Source organism: Gammaproteobacteria bacterium, assembly GCA_003696665.1.
Lineage (GTDB): Bacteria > Pseudomonadota > Gammaproteobacteria > Enterobacterales.
Map to the genome: position 1 here is coordinate 1 of RFGJ01000476.1, position 3,295 is coordinate 3,295.

The following is a 3,295-nucleotide window of genomic DNA, read 5'->3' on the forward strand; positions in this document are numbered from 1 at the left end:
GAAATGGTCGTTCGGCGCCCGGGCCGGCAACTGCCGCACCACGTTGATCAGGTAGGTCAGCGCCCCGCCCATGTTGGCCGAAGCGGCGTTGATCAGTACATGCATTATCGCCACCTCAGAGCACAATTATCAACTTCAGGACGTTTACCATAAAAATGCATAAGCATATTTTTCTTCCCCCAGCAGGCTCGTGCATAGCACAGACCAATCATCAACCACAAGAAATATCCGGGACCCCCTATTGAGTAAAATATAGCCTGCCCAACATTCACAAGAATACTTGTAAAAAGCAGCCAGATAGCCGGAAATCCACCCCAGTGAACCACAGGCCTTATTAGCAAGATGAGGAGCCATATAGTAATCATTGCACCACCAATCCCTATTTCCTCCAGTACGGCAGAAGGCATAAAACCTTTTTCAGAAGAAGCACTCACAGGAATACCAGCTATCTTCTCCAAGTGCTGATCCAACCTTCTCAAATCTGATGGAACCCCGAAGCCAATCCCCATCAATGGCGATGCTCGGAAGTTTACCATTGAGCGTGCTACCAGAGCACCACGGGATTCCTCAAACAGCTCAGCAGCATCCCCCTGTACTCCATCCTTAGCAATAAAATCTTGTATAGCCTGACTGAGTTGAGGAGCGAACAGAACCCCTGCAGATACCAAAAAACCCAAAATAATCAATATTTTAGAAGAAAATAAAAACTCTAGAGGCCGCTTCACATCTCTTCGGAATATAGAAGCAATCAATGCCAACAAAAATCCACTTCCTAGAGCCAAAGCAGCTGTTCGGGACAAAGATGCATAGACAAATAAACACGCCAAACATGAAAGCCCAAGAAATCGCCACAAACCATCACGCTTACATACCAAATACAATCCAGCCATCCATGCTGCAATCGAGGCTGCCAAGGGCCCAAATGTCATTGGATGTTGAAAAATACCTTGAAATCCTTGAGCCGTTCGCAAATAACCCAACCCCATAGGAGCTACAACAATACTACCCAACAAGGAAAACACAAACATTGTAAAAAACCATGAATACCAATATGGGATCAAATCATATGTTCGATAAAAACTAACCACAATGGCTATCACACCAACCACAAAAGAAATCAATTTTAAAATTGTCAACACAGGCACTGGACTAACGAGATATGCCCCAACCAGTACCCAAACAGATAGCAAGCTTAAAACACCTAGTAGTCTTCTCGGAACAGGACTAATTTCTGGATTTACTACTGAATCCCACACAACACGTCCGAAAGCACAAAAAATTATTACCCACCTAAACAACCCTACCCCATCAGGATAGATTGCCCTGCTACCAAGCAACAAAATACTCAACAATCCCAATGCTTCAACGCTCTGTTTGGCTCCTCGAAGCGCATGAATTGCAAGCACAATAAAAACAACCTGTCCCAAGGGGCCAATCACTGCCAAGACGACCGACGAAACTATCAACAATACTAAAAACCTGGGTAGAAGAGTTGGAATAAGCCCCCCCCTCCCTTCACCAGATTGCTCAAAAGACCACGCTTTTACTACTCCATCCATCACATACATAACACCACCCCTTCAATCTACTAACGAACTGGGTCTCTCTAGACCTATACATTCCTGCCCATTTTAGCATTTACATATTTTGATTGAGTCACTTCCAGATCCCACATCGGTTTATCGAGATTCAGTAATATCCGAAACTGTTCCTGGTCTTCACGCAAATCACGCACGAACGCCTCAACAACCTCTGGCGAGGGAAGTGGTGGCCTGGGTGGAGGCGGATCGGTAAATATAATTTGCTTCAACCCATTTATCCATTTATCATCTAAAAATGGCCGAACAGATCGTTTATAAAATTGCCCTCGTTTGAAGCGAGACCACATTTTATAGAAAAATGATTCGCGCAGCCACTTCGGGGCTTGGCTTTGTCGTTCCCCGGCATTCATTATAATTTTATTATTCAGACTAGGAATTGGCTCCAAACCCAAAAAACGACACACACTATCAATCGTTTTCTTTCTATCTACCACATAATCCTCAAAGCGAATAACACAAATCTTATCCAAACCAAAAACATCAATCCAAGGCCTGAGTTGGAACGCATACTTACTACACGTTAGTATAGTTTTATCTTGCTCAATGGCCACACTAAAATCAGCACTTACCTGGCCAGCACGGTAAGCATGATAATGATGACTCAGTGCCCTCTCCAATGGATCCCTGACAATGTAAATCAATCTCAAGTCAGAACCACACACCTCCTTTGCATGGAACGGAACCTTTTTACTATACGGCAATTTCGTATACCCTGTTGAGCCTTCACCACAAATCTGATGCGGACTAGCTCCCCTAAATAAATCGGCATATTTACGCCTGCCATTTGGCGTAACAACATCCTCCAAGCATAATGTGTGTGGCTCTTTGACTGGAGGAAAATATATCTTTGGGTGGTTTGCCAGATCCCTGCACAGTGAAGTGGTTCCTGATTTCATAGCTCCAATTACCAAAAAATCTGGCAGTTTCATTTCATTTGTATGAAGTTTATTCATCGCATACATGCTATCCATGACTTTACGCCCTGAATCAATGTATCGGCCCAGCGATGCGGAGTATATTGCGCAGACAACTGATGACTTCGCTTGCTCATAGCCTCCCAATGCGCCAGCGGTGCTTCAGTGACACGCCCCATGCAATCCGACAGATGTGATGCATTACCGGACTCGAACAGATACCCGTTGTATCCATCCTGCAATAGATGCACGGCAGCTCCACACACATCTGAGCATATCAGGGGCATACCTGCCGCAGCTGCTTCCTGTACCACCACGCCCCATGGCTCGCGCCGGCTGGGAAGCACAAAGGCCGAGGCCTGTGCCATCTGTTCCGGCAAATCCTGGGGCTGCACAAAGCCTTGGTTATAGACTCCCTCTACACCCTGAAGCAAGACTTCCTGTTCCCCGGACCCCACGCAAATCAACGGCCATGGATCGGTCACTTGCGCTCGGTATTGCCGGTAGGCTGTCAGCAGGATATCAAGCCCTTTGATAGGTACATAGCGCCCTACGTAGAGAAAGGCCCGGGGCCGGGCAGATCCAACACGCCGATACACATCTGCAAACCTATCCCAGTCACAGGCATAGTAACCTGACCAGCAGCGGGCGCCGGCATACCCCAGGCGCCGCGCCAGTTGCCGTTGCCGCTCGCCGGAGACCCACAGCACGTCGATGGCGGAGTGCAGGTACCAGGGCGCCACCACGGACGCCACCCGCTGGCGCAGCGAACCGGTCCAC

The 3,295-nt window shown here is 47.4% G+C and carries 3 protein-coding genes; all 3 read right to left on the reverse strand.

Features of this window, described 5'->3' with window-relative positions:
• Positions 1–104: 104 nt before the first annotated feature.
• The gene (locus tag D6694_11590) at positions 105–1,568 is read right to left on the reverse strand and encodes an O-antigen ligase domain-containing protein (protein ID RMH39014.1); all 1,464 of its coding nucleotides are present in this window, start codon (positions 1,566–1,568) and stop codon (positions 105–107) included.
• A gap of 44 nt (positions 1,569–1,612) precedes the next feature.
• Positions 1,613–2,572, reverse strand: coding sequence for a hypothetical protein (locus tag D6694_11595; GenBank protein ID RMH39015.1), 960 nt, complete (start codon positions 2,570–2,572; stop codon positions 1,613–1,615).
• Positions 2,551–3,295: glycosyltransferase (locus tag D6694_11600; protein ID RMH39016.1), on the reverse strand; the 745-nt coding region annotated here is incomplete at its 5' end. The genes D6694_11600 and D6694_11595, both read right to left, overlap by 22 nt.

Excerpts from the sequence above, each read along its gene's own strand:
- D6694_11590 (RMH39014.1), bottom strand. The coding sequence starts at position 1,568 with ATGTATGTGATGGATGGAGTAGTAAAAGCGTGGTCTTTTGAGCAATCT.
- D6694_11595 (RMH39015.1), bottom strand. The coding sequence starts at position 2,572 with ATGGATAGCATGTATGCGATGAATAAACTTCATACAAATGAAATGAAA.